The 12,880-nt window shown below is 56.9% G+C and carries 13 protein-coding genes; 6 read left to right on the forward strand and 7 right to left on the reverse strand.

Features of this window, described 5'->3' with window-relative positions:
* The 5 genes from GXX57_07805 to GXX57_07825 all read right to left on the reverse strand — a co-directional run.
* A partial coding sequence (locus tag GXX57_07805; GenBank protein HHV44554.1) for a hypothetical protein occupies positions 1–1,021 on the reverse strand: 1,021 nt, incomplete at its 3' end.
* Between the two features lie 76 nt (positions 1,022–1,097).
* The gene (locus tag GXX57_07810) at positions 1,098–2,129 is read right to left on the reverse strand and encodes a hypothetical protein (GenBank protein HHV44555.1); all 1,032 of its coding nucleotides are present in this window, start codon (positions 2,127–2,129) and stop codon (positions 1,098–1,100) included.
* 91 nt (positions 2,130–2,220) lie between these two features.
* Entirely contained in the window at positions 2,221–3,297 is a 1,077-nt protein-coding gene (locus GXX57_07815) for a hypothetical protein (GenBank protein ID HHV44556.1), read from the reverse strand.
* Between the two features lie 23 nt (positions 3,298–3,320).
* Entirely contained in the window at positions 3,321–4,628 is a 1,308-nt protein-coding gene (locus GXX57_07820) for an extracellular solute-binding protein (GenBank protein ID HHV44557.1), read from the reverse strand.
* A 102-nt stretch (positions 4,629–4,730) separates the two neighbouring features.
* Positions 4,731–5,699 carry a LacI family transcriptional regulator gene (locus GXX57_07825; protein ID HHV44558.1) on the reverse strand — a complete coding sequence of 323 codons (969 nt, stop codon included), beginning with the start codon at positions 5,697–5,699 and terminating at the stop codon, positions 4,731–4,733.
* Positions 5,700–6,256: 557 nt separating this feature from the next.
* Between GXX57_07825 and GXX57_07830 the strand changes: the two genes are divergently transcribed.
* Genes GXX57_07830 through GXX57_07840 form a run of 3 tightly spaced genes read left to right on the forward strand, consistent with a single transcriptional unit; the run spans position 6,257 to position 9,420 of the window.
* Complete coding sequence (locus GXX57_07830; protein ID HHV44559.1) at positions 6,257–7,411, forward strand: acyl-CoA dehydrogenase; 1,155 nt, start codon at positions 6,257–6,259, stop codon at positions 7,409–7,411.
* Between the two features lie 17 nt (positions 7,412–7,428).
* On the forward strand, positions 7,429–8,208 hold the full coding sequence (locus GXX57_07835; GenBank protein ID HHV44560.1) for an electron transfer flavoprotein subunit beta/FixA family protein: 780 nt from the start codon (positions 7,429–7,431) through the stop codon (positions 8,206–8,208).
* A 24-nt stretch (positions 8,209–8,232) separates the two neighbouring features.
* Entirely contained in the window at positions 8,233–9,420 is a 1,188-nt protein-coding gene (locus GXX57_07840) for an electron transfer flavoprotein subunit alpha (GenBank protein HHV44561.1), read from the forward strand.
* On the opposite strand, the gene GXX57_07845 is transcribed toward GXX57_07840, so the two are convergent.
* Entirely contained in the window at positions 9,342–9,707 is a 366-nt protein-coding gene (locus tag GXX57_07845) for a hypothetical protein (protein HHV44562.1), read from the reverse strand. The two genes, GXX57_07840 and GXX57_07845, sit on opposite strands and share 79 nt — an antisense overlap.
* A gap of 139 nt (positions 9,708–9,846) precedes the next feature.
* Between GXX57_07845 and GXX57_07850 the strand changes: the two genes are divergently transcribed.
* From GXX57_07850 to GXX57_07860, 3 genes are all read left to right on the forward strand, one after another.
* Positions 9,847–10,923, forward strand: a complete 1,077-nt coding sequence (locus GXX57_07850; protein ID HHV44563.1) for a PDZ domain-containing protein — start codon at positions 9,847–9,849, stop codon at positions 10,921–10,923.
* A 101-nt stretch (positions 10,924–11,024) separates the two neighbouring features.
* Positions 11,025–11,504 (forward strand): 23S rRNA (pseudouridine(1915)-N(3))-methyltransferase RlmH, encoded by a 480-nt coding sequence (gene rlmH / locus GXX57_07855; protein HHV44564.1) that lies wholly within the window; start codon positions 11,025–11,027, stop codon positions 11,502–11,504.
* Between the two features lie 42 nt (positions 11,505–11,546).
* Positions 11,547–11,900, forward strand: a complete 354-nt coding sequence (locus GXX57_07860) for a DUF2200 domain-containing protein (protein HHV44565.1) — start codon at positions 11,547–11,549, stop codon at positions 11,898–11,900.
* A 61-nt stretch (positions 11,901–11,961) separates the two neighbouring features.
* On the opposite strand, the gene GXX57_07865 is transcribed toward GXX57_07860, so the two are convergent.
* Positions 11,962–12,630 (reverse strand): hypothetical protein, encoded by a 669-nt coding sequence (locus tag GXX57_07865; GenBank protein HHV44566.1) that lies wholly within the window; start codon positions 12,628–12,630, stop codon positions 11,962–11,964.
* Positions 12,631–12,880 lie beyond the last annotated feature (250 nt).

Raw genomic sequence — 12,880 nt, forward strand, 5'->3', positions numbered from 1 at the left:
ACCGGATATTGTTGAAATAGATGACGGTGTCGGGATCCTGGGTATGGCCCCAGCCATGGTTCCAAAGCTCAATGCCGTCGATCTGGTGCCACCCGATGGGGTTCCTGCTGACGACTAGATCCGCAAGACGCAGCTTGAAATGCTTCCAACCTTCCCAATCCACCAAAAACTCGACGGTATAGTAGTCCCCTCCGTCGGTCTCGGGGTTATCGGACATGATGTTCAGTTTCCACCAGGCATCGGTCTTGGCCGGGGAGTAGCAGTCAAACTCCAGGTACGCGTAGGGCGTCCAATCCTGGGGGATAGGACCAGGAAAGCCCGATGCCAGCCGGATACTTCCCACGGTGTGCTCCCATTTTCCCGCGTATAGGCCGTTTTTGGTGGGTTCCTCCACGGGCTCAAGGCCCCAGAAGCGGGCCTGGGCCTTGCTGTGAAATCCGCCGATGATCAATCCTTCGGCGCTGGGCACCGCGGCGACGGTCTCTAAACCGCCTTCGTCCAGGATCTCCTTGATGAAAGCGATCCCTTCGGGGCCCCGGACCATGGGTACGAAATCGGGGTCGGTGGTAAACAGCAGACCGTAGATAAAGGCCGAATTCTGTTCATTGAATCCCGCCAGCTCCAATCGGTTTTCCTCCTCCAACTGGAACACGCCCACTTTGGTCCAATGGCTGGTATTGGGTTCAGCTCCAAAGGTAGTCCTTTGGTCCTGAATCCGCACCTCAATCTGTGTGCGCCGGCTGCCGTCTCCCCAGCCCATCCCCGCGGTGTGATAGACCCACAGGTGATAGGTCCCCGGTTCGGCGCGGAAGGACGCGGTTGCGGTCTCCCCTTTGGATGTGGCGGTGCGGAGGGCCCGTTTGTCCGCGGAGTACACCCAGGCGGAGGTCTCGTTGGTGCCCTCCACCACACCGGAGAAGTCTTCGACGGTCAGCAGGTAGATGGGCTCCGCAAAGGAGCGGAGGGTGCCCAAGACAAGGACGGCCAGCACAATCAGCAACAAGTATTTATAGCCACGCATTGGGATCCTCCCCTTGGATGAAAGGTTTTCTAACCACTAGTCATTTTGGTGAATTCCCAGATACAGACACCGGTGTTTATCGGGTCAGTCGAATGTTGGCGAAATAGATCACTGTGTTGGGATCCTGTTCATGGCCCCAACCATGGTTCCAAAACTCGAGGCCGTCGATTTTGTGCCAGCCAACGGGGGTGCGGCTTTTGCTCAGATCCGCCAGGCGCAGTTTGAAATGCTTCCAGCCTACCCAATCCACCCGAAACTCGGCGGTATAGTAGTCTCCGCCGTCGGTGTCTGGGTTTTCAGACATGATGTTGAGTTTCCACCAGGCGTTGGTCTGGACAGGGGCGTAGCAATCGAACTCCAGGTACTGGTAGGAGGTCCAATCGGTGGGAATGGGTCCGGGAAAACCTGCTGCCACCAAGATGCGCCCGACGGTGTGTTGCCACTTGCCTGAATAGCGGTTGTCCCTGACCGGTTCCTCCACCGGTTCAAATCCAAAGTAGCGGGCCTGGGCCCGGCTGGTAAAGGCACCGATCACTAGTCCCTCCGCATCCGGTAAAGCCCCCACCGTCCCCAGGTCCCCCTCGGCCAAAAGCTCCTTGAGGAAGCGGACGCTTTCGGGCCCCTGTCCCTGGGGTGTGTATCCTTGGTCGGTGACAAAGAGCAGACCGTACACAAAGGCCGAATTCTGTTCATTGTACCCCGCCAATTCCACCACGTTTTCCTTTTCCAGTTGAAAGCTACCCACGTAGATCCACTGATTGGTCTGTGGTTCTGCGCCGAAGCTGCCCTCCTGCTCCCCGATGCGCACTTCGATTCTTGTCCGCCGGCTACCATCTCCCCAGCCCATCCCCGCGGAATGATACACCCAGAGGTGGTAAGTACCCGGTTCTGCCCGGAAGGTGGCGGTGACCGACTCACCTTTGGCGGTGGCTGTCCGCAGGGCCAGGCCATCTGCGGAGTATACCCAGAGGGCCGATTCGTTTCCACCCTCCATTACACCGGAGAAGTCCTCCACCGTTAACAGGTACATCTGCTGGGCACGGCCGTGGAGGCTGCCCAGGAGTAGGATTGCCAGCAGGATGGACACAACCCATCTAGATTTGCCCAACTCATCTCCCCCCTTTTTCTTTGCACTATCGAAGGTGGTGTATTTTCCCTTCCCCGAGGAGCAAGACAGCGGCGGAGTTGCCGCTGTCTTGTTAATCGAAGGAAAGACGGATGTTGTTGAAATAAATTACCGTGTCGGGATCCCGCTCATGGCCCCAGCCGTGGTTCCAAAGCTCTATCCCATCGATTTGGTGCCAGCCTATGGGGGTGCGGGATTTGCTAAGATCTGCAAGACGCAGTCGGAAATGCTTCCAGCCTTCCCAGTCCACCCTGAACTCGATGGTGTAGTAATCGCCGCCGTCGGTGTCGGGGTTTTCGGACATGATGTTGAGCTTCCACCAGGCATCGGTCTGGGCCGGGGAATAGCAGTCAAACTCTAGGTACCGATAGGGACTCCAATCGGTCGGAATGGGACAGGGGAAGCCTGCGGGGGCTTTGATGTAGCCCAGTTCACCATGGTCCCATTTTCCCGAATAAGGACCGTTCTGGGTGGGTTCTTCCACGGGGACAAAACCCCACAGTTCCGCCTGGGCGGCATTGTTAAAGCCCCCGATGACCATTCCCCGTTCATCGAGTACAGGCGCCACCGCATCCAGGAGGCCTTGGGATTGCAGATCCTTCAGGAAGAGAATTCCGTTGAGATCAAGGCGGGAAGGATCCAGGTTTTCATCTACGGTGAGGATGAGGCCGTAGACGAAGGCGGAGTTTTGCTCGTTGTATCCGGCCAGTTCTAGGACATTGTATCCTTGAAGCTGGAAGGTGCCCACCTTGGTCCATTTCCTTTCCCTGGCCTGAGCAGTGAAGAAAGCCTGTTGGCCGTGGATGGTTACCTGAATCTTAGTCATCCGACTGCCATCGCCCCATCCTTCGCCGGCACCGTGGAGCACCCACAGGTGATAGGGGGCTGGCTCCCCGTAGAAGGTGGCGGTGATGGTCTCGCCCCGGGAGGTGGCGGTGCGTAGGGCCGGTTCGGTTTTATGGTATACCCAGGCACTGGTTTCATTGGAGCTATCCTCGACACCGTCGAAGTCGTAGGCGGTGAGGATGACGAGGTCCGTTGGGACGTCTCCAGGCCCCACCTCATCGGGGATATAGATACAATTAGCCAGTAGTGCAGTGGTGAGCAACAAACTAGTGAATAAGAGCAGAGGTGTGCGAAGATTCTTCATGGGTTGATCCTCCTCTGTTGGGACTACCGATTGAACAGAACAAGTAAGGCGTTACTTTCTTCCTCCGCCTTGGTGAGGGCTTCTTCCACGGAGATCTCTCCGTTGATGGCCTGTTGGAGGTAACTGAGAAGTATGTCGATGACGTCGGAAGCGGCCCGTACGCCGTAGCGGGGAACCGGTACGGTGTATTGGAAACCTTCCATCAACAACTGCTCTAGCTCCTGCCGGGTGTTGATGTACAACCCACTCATGGTGGCTTCTTCAATGGCCGCAAGCCAGGAGGAAGCCCGAATCCCTGGGAACCCGGGTCTGACGGTGACCCCTTCGGAGATGAGGAACTTGGCGAATTCCCACGCAGCATCGGGATGGGGGGAGGTGTTAATCAGGGCCACTGCGTTTAGGAAGGCGGGCACCCGGGTGCGTTCGTCCACGATGGGCAAGGGTGCCAGTCCCCATTGGTAGTTGGGGGAGAGGATGTCATCGGTGCGCAAAAGGCCCGAATCAAGCCACATCCCAATGCTGCCCTGCCCGAAGGCGGTGAGGTTGGCGGAAATGGTGGCCGGTAGGAGACCTGTGGGGTTGGCCACTTGGAATTCCTGGGTGAGATCCACCAGGGCCGAGAAGGCCCTTTGGTTGGCGGGGGTATTGAAGATGACCCGTTCGAGGAAACCGGTCGCGTAGGCTTCCGCAGGGAAGATATCGCCGCCATGGGCCCAGGAGAAGGCGCAGACCGTAAGGTCCGACAACCAATAACTCACTCCCAGCTGGGTGATGCGATCAGCAGCATCCCGGACCGTTAGTTTCCGGGCGGCATCGAGGAAGGCTTGCCAGTTCCAGCTGGGATCGGTCCAGGAGGTGGTGGGCAGGGGCAGGGCCGCCTCTTGGAACAGGGTGGCGTTGTAGGTGATGCTGGCGCCGAGCCACCCGTTGAAGGGCAGTCCCACAATGCGTGAACCCATGGTCATCTGGTTCCACAGGGGCAGCAACCCCTCGACGTCCAATTGGGCGTAGTCCCGTTCGATGAAGGGGGTGAGGTCCGCAAACAAACCATCGTAGGCGTAAAAGCCCCAGTTCATCAGGGACATCTCCGCCACCAGATCCACATTCAAACCACTGGCCAGCATCATGATGAGCTTATCGTCCAGTTCATTGTGGGGACTGCGAATCAAGTTCACTTTGAGTCCCGGATGGGCTGCTTCAAACTTCTCCACCAAATGATCATCGAGATCACCCTGTTGATCCCGCCACAGCACAGTGATTGTTTCCCCGGAGACTACCGACTGCATCAAAAGGATGGCCACAAGCAACGGGAGTACCAACCACTTTTTCATACGCTTTCTCCTTTCCGTAGGTGATATCTTGAGAAAGGTCAGTGGGTACGGGTGCAGTCACCTCCCATCCTAGGGCGTTGACTATGCGATCCGGAAGACAGACTATGTAGTGACCGATGAGCTACGGACGATCAAGCGCGGAGTGAGTTTTACCTTGATGGGGCAGAGTCCTTCCTTGGGCACTAGACACTGGGCGATATAATCCATGGCCCATTGGCACACCTGGTCGATGGGCCAATATACCGAGGTTAACGCGGGGAGCTGGCCATCTTCCTTCGGGGGCATGGCGTTGTAGCCGACGACGGCGATGTCCTTTGGGATCTGGATACTGTGGTAAAGTAACACACTCATCAGCCGTTCTGCCGTATCGTCGTCCCAGGTGAAGATCCCGTTCACTCCCCGGGCTTGCAGATCCCGGATTAATTCCTGGGGCCGATTTAGGTAGCTGGGATCATAATATATGGGGGTAGCGCCCTGTTCTTCCATGGCTTTGCAGTATCCCAGCCAGCGCAGCCGGGGGGAATAGTCCTTCCGGGGACCGAGGAAGGCCACCCTATGGCGTCCCTGTTCTAGCAGATGGGTGGTGGCAATGTATCCGCCGTGGAAATCGTCGCTGACAAAGGACGAAATGTGGGGAAGGGGACTTTCCCGATGGATGAGGACGAGGGGAAGGGCGACTTTGTCGGCCACTTGGATCACTTCTTCATTGGGATTGCAGCAGAAATAGATGGCCGCGGCAAGGTTTCGGCTTTCCATGATGAGGACCTGGGATTTGGGATCCCGCTCATAGCCATTGATGGCTACACAGTTTTGCCGGGCGAGGCTTTCCTGGATCACCGCCAGTCCGCTGGTATAGGGACCAAGGCCGACCCCGGCCAGGGGAAAGACTAACATTACTTCCTTTGGGTGTTGTCGGCGGGGTGTATACCCCATTTCCTTAGCTACGGCCTTGATCCGTGCCCGGAGCTCTTCACCGACGCCGTCCTTGTCATTGAGGGCCCGGGAGATGGTGCCGGGAGAGGTACCAATAATACTGGCTAGATCCTGGATGGTGACTCGTTCCTTTTCCATATAGGGAGGCCCTCCTGAAAGACAGTATACTGTCCCCTGTGTATGTCTATGTTACTTTCGCGCCAACACAAATAGGTTTTTGCGTTAACGAAAACCGCTAGTTTTTCACCCTTGTGCAAGAATGCACGAAAATTTAGTCCGAGGATTTAGTAACTCAAGGGTCCATAGATAAAGCGCAGCTGTCAAGATACCCAAGTAACATTACCGAAAGACAGATCCAGTAAAGCTTTATGGTTCTTGTCTGAAGGAAAGGTTTGGAGCGCAACTTGTCCAAAAAGTTGCGGGGGTATTTTGTGGTATGTGGTTGTCGTAGGAAAAGGAAGATTCTCCTTTTGGTTCATGTTTCGTCCGGAAATGGGCAACCTAGCGATGATTCTGTACGTTTCTCCCAAGTCTGTGCCACTTCGCAAAAAGATCTTGCAGGAATTGGGGGAGGAATGTCGAACTTAGTAATGACCTGGTATTAGTACCTAGTACTAAATTGCCGAAACAGGCATCTGGGGCGCATAAGAAGCGGATAACCTGCGTCACCTTAACAGGAATGGGGGCAAGCAAGGATGGAATATTTCTTGACCGAAGAGCAGCAGATGATTAAAGAACTGGCGGCTCGCATTGCCGATGAAAAGGTGGCACCTGTCGCGCTGGAGTTAGATGAGAAAGCGGAATTTCCCTGGGAACTGATGAAGATCCTGGCGGAGGCGGATCTTTTCGGAGTGTGGGTGCCTGAGGAGTACGGCGGGCTCGGCGGTGGCGTCTTTGAACAGTGTCTGGTGGTGGAGGAGCTGTCCCGGGCTTGCGCAGCAGTGGCGGTGAGTTACGCGGCCAGTGCCTTGGGCGGATTTCCCATCCTGCTTTTTGGCACCGAGGAGCAGAAGCAGAAGTATATGCCCGCCATTGCCGCAGGGAGCAAGCTTGCGGCCTTTGCGGTCACCGAGGCCGATGCGGGGAGTGATGTCAGTGCCATTCGCACCACCGCGGTCCGGGACGGCGACTATTACGTCCTCAACGGGACAAAGCAGTGGATCACCAACGGTGGTGAGGCGGAGATCTATACCGTCATTGCCATGACCGATCCCACCAAGGGGCCCCGGGGGGCCAGTGCCTTCATCGTGGAGAAGGGCACACCAGGGTTTAGGTTTGGCAAGAAGGAGAACAAGATGGGGATCCGGGCCTCGGCTACCCGGGAGCTGATCTTTGAAGATTGTCGCATCCCCAAGGAGAACCTGCTGGGCAAGGAAGGCATGGGGTTTATCGTCACCATGCGTACCTTTGATCGCACTCGGCCCGGGGTGGGGGCCCAGGCGGTGGGGATCGCCCAAGGGGCGTTGGACTATGCGGTGGCCTACGCCCGGGAGCGGAAGCAGTTTGGCAAGAGCATTGCTTCCTTCCAGGCGGTCTCCCATATGCTCGCGGACATGGCCACCCAGGTGGAGGCGGCCCGGGCCCTGGTCTATGCCACGGCGCGCATGATCGATGCCGGGGCGAAGAATGTCTCCAAGGAGTCCTCCATGGCTAAAGTCTTTGCTTCTGATGTGGCTATGAAGGTGACCACCGATGCGGTGCAGGTCTTAGGCGGTTACGGCTATATGAAGGAGTATCCCGTGGAGAAGATGATGCGGGACGCCAAGATCACCCAGATCTACGAGGGAACTAACCAAATTCAGAGGAATATCATTGGACAGGAACTGATTAAAGAATCCCTGCGCGGATAGATAGGCAGGTGGACGTGTTGAATATTATAGTGTGCATCAAACAAGTGCCGGATCCGGAGCAGGCTAAGATCGATCCCAAGACGGGGTTAGTGGTCCGGAGCGGTGTGAAAAAGATTCTCAATCCCTTTGATCTTTACGCCATTGAGGCGGCCCTACGGCTGAAAGAGGCCCAGGGGGGCAAGGTCACCGCCTTGAGCATGGGTCCCCCCGATGCGGCGGAGGCCCTAAAGGAAGCTGTATCCCTAGGCGTAGATGAGGCGGTGTTATTAAGCCATCGGGACTTTGCCGGGGCCGATACCCTGGCCACTTCCTACACCCTGGCCCGGGCCATCGAAAGGCTAAGCCCCTTTGACTTAATAGTCTGTGGCCGGCAGGCCATCGATGGGGATACGGCCCAGACGGGACCGGGTATGGCGGAGCAGTTAGGGATCCCCCATGTGACCGAGGTCCGGAAGATCCTTTCGGTAGAGCGCGCTCATTTGGTGGTGGAACGGATCATTGAGCAGGGCTATGCCACCATCCGGCTGCCGCTGCCGGCCCTGATCACCACCGTGAAGGAGTTGAATGAGCCGCGGCTTCCTTCCCTGCGGGGGATGATGCGGGCCAAGAAGTTCCAGGTACCCGTCTGGGGTCCGGAAGACATCGGGGCGGATCCGGCGAAGATCGGCAGCCGGGGGTCACCCACCCAGGTGTACCGCACCTTTGCCCCTACGGTGGGGGTGGAGGGTGAGAGGTTGGAGGGGACGCCCCGGGAACAGGCCCGGGCTCTGCTGGAAAAATTGGGTCTATTACATTGAGCCTGGAAGGCGGTGAAGTAACCGATGTCTATCAAAGTGACCGACGCGTGCATCGCATGCGGTAGGTGTATAGATGAGTGTCCCTTTGGGGTGATCACCCTGGAAGGGGATAGGGCGGAAATTGGCGCGGGCTGTACTTTGTGCGGGGCCTGTGCCGAGGTTTGCCCCGTGGAGGCCATTGTCATTGAACGGGGCCAACAGGTCCAACGGGATCCCGCTGACACGAAGGATGTCTTGATTTTCTGCGAACAGTGGGATGGCATAGTAGCTCCGGTCTCCTATGAACTGCTTTCTGTGGGCCGTTCCTTGAGTGATCGCTTAGGTTCCCGGCTTCTGGCGGTAATTTTGGGGTCGCAGATCAGAGAACAGGCCCAGCGCCTAATCCCCTTCGGGGTGGATCGGGTGTACTGTTTTGACGACGCACAGTTGGCTTTGCCCCACGAGGAAAGGTATGTGGAGCTCATTGTTAACCTGGTCAAAGAGATCCGGCCCGGTATTTTTCTCATTGGAGGGACTAGCCTAGGGCGCTCTTTGGCGCCGCGGATTGCCACCCGGTTAGGTACCGGCCTTACCGCGGATTGCACCGGCTTTGACTTGGATGAGGCGGGGAACCTCTTACAGACCCGGCCCACCTTTGGGGGCAATCTGATGGCTACCATCCTGTGTCCCCACCATCGACCGCAAATGGCCACTGTTCGGCCGAAGGTCTTCGCCCCGCCGGAGCCCGTCCCCGGTTTTGCCGGGGAGCTGGTGGAGATGGCAGTACCCCAGGATTTGCCTTCCCGGACGGAGATCCTGTCTGTCACCGCCGGTGCCGCGGAAGAGGTGAATATCGCCGATGCAGAGATTATCGTGGCGGGGGGACGGGGCATGGGGGATCCGAAGAATTTCGCCCTGTTGGAGGAATTGGCCCAGCTTTTGGGGGGGACTGTGGCCGCCAGCCGACCGGTGGTGGATGAGGGCTGGGTGCCCTATGCCCGCCAGGTGGGGCAGACGGGGCGGACCGTAAAGCCCAAGGTCTACATTGCGTGTGGGATCTCCGGCGCCATCCAGCACCTTGTGGGGATGCGTTCTTCGGATCTGATCGTGGCGATTAACAAGGATCCTAAGGCCCCCATTTTCCAGGTAGCCCACTACGGGATCGTGGGGGATGTGCTGGAAGTGGTCCCTGCCTTGATTGCGGAACTGAAGTCCCAGGGCAAGGAGCGCTGATCCACCAGCAATCCAGGATTTTCGAGGTAGAGGGATGGTGGCGGGAGCAAATAGACTGCGCAGACCAGCACTAGGACCAAAAGGGCCAGCACCAAAAGGAAGAGGAAGCCCGGAGAGGTAAGGAAATAGGTGAGTTTTTCCTTCGGGTGCAGGGGCGGGACGGGCCGCCCTGACCAGGGTAAAGGTTCGAAGTACTTATCCGGGTACTTCCGGACTAAGGCCGCGTCCCGGTGGGCCCGCAGCTGAGCTTGATGCAGTTCAAAGAAACGTGCTTTGTGATCTTCCATGGCATTATTCCTCAAAGAAGGGAGTCGGTGACTCCCTTTTTTTCTTAGTATCCTCCCCGATGGGGGGAAATATCCCGCATGTTTCGCCGGCCTTCAGGAAAGGATTTCTAATGAAATCTCACTGAAGGAGTGATTCCCTGTGTCGGAGCGGAGTCTTTTCGAGCGGAGGATACTTGTTGCTGCCACCGTCCTGACGGTGCTCAGCATAGCTACAGGGGTGATCCTCGGTTCCTTTTTGCGCGGGCGGTGGCCGGGTCAGAAGCTGGCGGGACAAGCCACTATGCCCGAGGATCCGGTGGTGACCATCGTGGAACAGGTGGGGCCCGCGGTGGTGAAGATCGTCACCACCAGGGAATTGATTCTCGACAACTTCTTCTTTCAGATTGTGGAGGAGCAACAGGGGGTGGGTTCAGGGGTTATCGTGGAACCTGATGGGACCATCCTTACCAATAACCACGTCATCGCCGATGCCAAGGAGATCCTGGTCTTTCTACCCGATGGCCGTAGTTTCACCGGGGAGGTGCTGGGCCGGGATGAGTTTTCGGATTTAGCGGTGATCAAGATCGAGGGGGAAGATCTGCCCACGGCCCCCTTAGGTTCTTCCAAGGACCTGCGCGTGGGAGAGCCGGTGGTGGCCATTGGCAATCCCTTTGGTTTTGACAACTCCGTCACCGCGGGCCGGGTCAGTGCCCTGGGGCGCAACATCACCATTGATCCCCGGTCAGGACTGGATCTGCAGAACATGATCCAGACCGATGCCTCCATCAATCCGGGAAACAGTGGTGGAGCCCTGTTGAACAACCGGGGAGAAGTGATCGGGATTAATACTGCGGTGTACCAACCGGGGCAGGGGATTGGCTTTGCCATTCCCATCGACAGCGCCAAAGAGGTGATGGATCAGCTGAAGCGTTACGGTAGGGTGGTGCGCCTGGGGGCTTTAGGCGGGACCCTCACACCCCAGATCGCCCAGGAACTGAGTCGGCAATTGGGGGAAGAGGTGCCCGATTCCGGTGCCTATATCCTGGCGGTCCAGGAGGGGGGACCGGCGGCCCAGGCGGGGATTCAGACTGGGGATGTGATCGTCAGCGTCAACGGAGCTCCCATTCGCACCATGGAGGAACTGGTGACGAAGGTGCGTGGCCACGCTCCGGGGGACAGGTTGGTCATCGGGCTGATCCGGCAGGGGGCAAGGCAGGAGGTGACGGTGACGCTGTAGGACCTTGTGGTTGACAACCCCGGGGAGTTGGCTTATCCTGAGGCCGGGGCAACTTTGTCCTTTTGTGCCTGGAAAAGACCAGTCGATGTGAGGAAAACAAAATGCAGCTTACGGTGGTGGCCTTGGGCAAGGTCCGGCAAAGGTTCATTGCCCAGGGGATCGATGAATATGCCAAGAGGATCGGCAATTACGCAAGTCTCCGGATCCTGGAGGCCAAGGAGCAGCCCTACAAAGAACCCTTGGGCAGCAGACAGCGGGACCGGGTGCTTCAGGCTGAGCAGGAGCGGGTGGAGAAACTGATCCCGCCCCATAGTTTCACCATTGCCCTGGATGTGGGGGGCAGGACGATGTCTTCGGAGGAGTTCAGTGCTCTTTTGACGGAACTGATGATCTCCGGCCGCTCCCAAGTGACTTTTCTCATCGGAAGTTCCCTGGGTTTGGCCCAGAATCTTTTGGATTCCTGTCAGCTGCGCCTGTCCTTTGGTCCCATGACCTTTCCCCATGAACTGGCCCGGCTCATGTTACTAGAGCAGCTGTATCGAGCCTTTACGATTATGCGGAAGGAACCGTACCATAAGTAGTGAGAGTTCCCTTGGGGCATTGTAGCCAGGGAGGGGTGAACCATGATCAAACACCGGATTTATGCCATGAGTTTTGCTAAGGTCTATCCGGCCTATGTGGCCAAGGCGGAGAAAAAGGGGCGTACGCAGGAGGAAGTGGATGAGATTATCCGCTGGTTGACCGGTTACCCCCAGGAAGAGTTAGCGGCCCATCTGGAAAAGGGGACCGATTTTGAAACCTTCTTCAGGGAGGCGCCCGCACCGCACCCCAATCGGCGGTTGATTAAAGGTGTAGTTTGCGGTGTCCGGGTGGAGGAGATCGAAGAGCCCATCATGCGGGAGATCCGCTATTTGGATAAGCTCGTCGATGAGTTGGCCAAGGGAAAGGCCATGGAGAAAATCCTGCGGAAGGAATAGGGATGTACATAAAGAAAACCCAGGGGAAACCCCTGGGTTTCTAATTGCAAACAGGCTTTCCTTAGTTGACCAAAAGGAGGGTGTCGAAATAGGAGGGGTTTTTCTGGTTCCCCACCCCCAGGGTCCACTCGACATAGGCCCGGCCGGCGCCGTCGTTGTCGTTGACCAGCCAGTTAAAGCCCATCTGATAACCCGCCTCCAGCTTTGCCGGCTGGATGAGCTCCTTCGGAATGGCAATTTCATAGATGGTCACCGGATTGTCTTCGGTGCAAGGCACTACGATGAAGGACATCAGGTCGGCTTTGAAGGTGACCCCGGTGGCCACTTGCCAGGCCCAGGCCTCCAGGCCGCTGTCGGTGAGGGCCCAGCCGTACTCGTAGTCGTCGGCATCGTAGCTCATACTCTTGTTGTTGCGACCGTCCAGTGCGAGCTGGAGGTTATCCCCTTGCCAGATGTTGCTTCCGGTATAGGGATTGTACTGGACCTTATCTTCTACCACTACGGCCACGTAGAGGAAGTTGCTGTCCCACTGACACTTAAAGGTGGCCTTACCGCCATCCTCTAGGGTCAGTTCCAATGCCGGTATCCCTTCCCATTCCGTCAGAACGCCGTCGATCACGACGGGTGTAGCTGCCTTCTTCGCCTGGTAGACCCCTTCCCCAAAGACCAAGGAAGTACCCAGCACCAAAACCAGGAGACCCACTGCCGTCATCAAGGTCAGTTTACGCATTTAGAGACTTCCCCCTTCATTGAAAATATTTAAGATTAGTCCATACTTTGCCTTCCGATTGAGCTGTCCGAAAGCCTCCCTTCCAGTACAGTTGTTGCAAATATAACAGCGATTCAGTTAGTTATCCGGTATTTCGCACCCTCTTAGCAACCAGCCGAGCAGTTTCTGATTAAGGAACAGATCAGCTAACCCAGTCGATCTGAATTAAGGGAATAATGCTAAGAATTATGTAAATAAGTTGTGAAGAAGG

This window comes from Bacillota bacterium, from assembly GCA_012839765.1.
GTDB lineage: Bacteria > Bacillota > Limnochordia > DUMW01 > DUMW01 > DUMW01.

Excerpts from the sequence above, each read along its gene's own strand:
- GXX57_07815 (HHV44556.1), bottom strand. The coding sequence starts at position 3,297 with ATGAAGAATCTTCGCACACCTCTGCTCTTATTCACTAGTTTGTTGCTC.
- GXX57_07860 (HHV44565.1), top strand. The coding sequence starts at position 11,547 with ATGATCAAACACCGGATTTATGCCATGAGTTTTGCTAAGGTCTATCCG.
- rlmH (HHV44564.1), top strand. The coding sequence starts at position 11,025 with ATGCAGCTTACGGTGGTGGCCTTGGGCAAGGTCCGGCAAAGGTTCATT.
- GXX57_07825 (HHV44558.1), bottom strand. The coding sequence starts at position 5,699 with ATGGAAAAGGAACGAGTCACCATCCAGGATCTAGCCAGTATTATTGGT.
- GXX57_07820 (HHV44557.1), bottom strand. The coding sequence starts at position 4,628 with ATGAAAAAGTGGTTGGTACTCCCGTTGCTTGTGGCCATCCTTTTGATG.
- GXX57_07865 (HHV44566.1), bottom strand. The coding sequence starts at position 12,630 with ATGCGTAAACTGACCTTGATGACGGCAGTGGGTCTCCTGGTTTTGGTG.
- GXX57_07830 (HHV44559.1), top strand. The coding sequence starts at position 6,257 with ATGGAATATTTCTTGACCGAAGAGCAGCAGATGATTAAAGAACTGGCG.
- GXX57_07845 (HHV44562.1), bottom strand. The coding sequence starts at position 9,707 with ATGGAAGATCACAAAGCACGTTTCTTTGAACTGCATCAAGCTCAGCTG.
- GXX57_07840 (HHV44561.1), top strand. The coding sequence starts at position 8,233 with ATGTCTATCAAAGTGACCGACGCGTGCATCGCATGCGGTAGGTGTATA.